We start from the raw sequence: 1,640 nt of genomic DNA, 5'->3' as shown, positions 1-1,640 counted from the left end.
GCACGCGCAACGAGGTGTGGATCCTGCCCACGGTGGGCTGCGTCGGGCGGCTGGGCGAGCGGCTGGCACCGCGCGGCCAGGCCATGGCCGCCGCCATGCCGGGCGCGGCGATCGATGGCGTGCATGCGTTCAACCATCCGTTCGGCTGTTCACAACTCGGCGCCGATCTCGATGGCACGGCTGCGATCCTGGCGGCGCTGGCCTGCAACCCCAATGCCGGAGGCGTGCTGCTGCTGGGCCTGGGCTGCGAATCCAACCAGCTCGATGCGCTGCTGGGGCGCATTCCTGCCAGTCGGCGCGATCGCCTGCGGGTGCTGCGCGCGCAATCGGAAAGTGATGAGTTCGCCGCCGGGGAAGCCCATCTGGCCGATCTGCTCGGCCTGATGGCGCAGGACACGCGCAGCACCGTGCCGCTTTCCGCCCTGCGCCTTGGCGTCAAATGCGGGGGATCGGATGCGATGAGCGGGCTGACCGCCAACCCGCTGATCGGGCGAATGACCGATGCGGTGACGCAAGCCGGCGGCACTGCCATCCTTACCGAAATTCCCGAGATGTTCGGCGCGGAAACCCTGCTCCTTGGCCGCGCCACCAGCCCTGATGTGTTTGATCGGCTCTCCACCCTGGTCAATCGCTTCAAGCGCTATTTCCTCGACCATGGGGAGCCGGTTTCGGAAAACCCCAGTCCCGGCAACATCGCCGGCGGCATCACCACACTGGAGGAAAAGTCGCTGGGCGCGGTGCAAAAGGGCGGCCAGGCCCTGGTGACCGACGTGATCGACTATGGCGGGCAGGTCAGCCAGGGCGGGCTCACCGTGCTGGAGGCGCCGGGCAACGATGCCGTTTCCACCACCGCGCTGGCGGCGGCCGGCGCCACGCTCACGCTGTTTTCAACCGGGCGCGGCACGCCGCTGGGCAGCCCGGTGCCCACGGTCAAGATCGCCTCGAACAGCGCGCTGGCGCGGCACAAACCGGGCTGGATCGATTTCGATGCCGGCCAGGCGCTCGATATCGGCATGGACACCGCAGCCCAGGCGCTGCTGACGCGCATCCTCGCCATTGCCAGTGGCACCCCGGCGCGCAACGAAGCCAATGACGAACGCGCCATCGGCATCTGGAAACGCGGCGTGACGCTTTAAAAGATCGGGCGAGTCAGCTTGAGCAGCGCCGCTGCATCACGCACGTGGCGTTCCCAGGTGCTGCCGGCATAGGGCGCACAGGCAAAGCTGACGGTCAGGCGGTCATCGCGCATACCATCGACCCAGCGCAGCGCAACGTTGCCGCCCGCATCGCCCGTGGCGGTGCAACCCTCGGTGCCGGAAATCGCCTTGACGCCCAGCGGGCGATCGCCGGCCAGCGCAGCGATGAACGCGTCGGCGTTCTGCCCCCGCGTCTTGGTCGGGGTGCGGCGATAGACCCATTTCTGGTGCACGATATCCCAGCTGCCACGCTCGATCAGCACTTCGCCAGTGGGCGACACCGACAGCCTGACCGTCTCGCAATCCTTGCAGGCGGTGGGCGGTGACACAGTGACGATCAGCGTGGAAATGGCGACCGGCGGGGGTGGCGGCGGCGGAGGTGGAGGCGGGGGCGGCGGCTCTGGCGCGTGGTTGACGACGATCGGCGGCGCCTCCGGCTCGGGC

At 68.6% G+C, this 1,640-nt stretch carries 2 protein-coding genes; one reads left to right on the top strand and one right to left on the bottom strand.

What is annotated here, in order from left to right; translation table 11 throughout:
- Positions 1-1,136: UxaA family hydrolase (locus H926_RS0105805; protein WP_022675471.1), on the top strand; the 1,136-nt coding region annotated here is incomplete at its 5' end.
- Here the strand turns inward: H926_RS0105805 and H926_RS0105800 are convergent.
- Positions 1,133-1,640 (bottom strand): hypothetical protein (locus tag H926_RS0105800; RefSeq protein WP_202804671.1); only part of this gene is annotated, 508 nt, incomplete at its 5' end. The genes H926_RS0105805 and H926_RS0105800 overlap by 4 nt on opposite strands.

Origin of the sequence: Novosphingobium sp. B-7, from assembly GCF_000410615.1 — a bacterium.
Lineage (GTDB): Bacteria > Pseudomonadota > Alphaproteobacteria > Sphingomonadales > Sphingomonadaceae > Novosphingobium > Novosphingobium capsulatum.
Note: the sequence above shows the minus strand (reverse complement) of the source record. Positions and strands in the feature narration are given on the sequence as shown.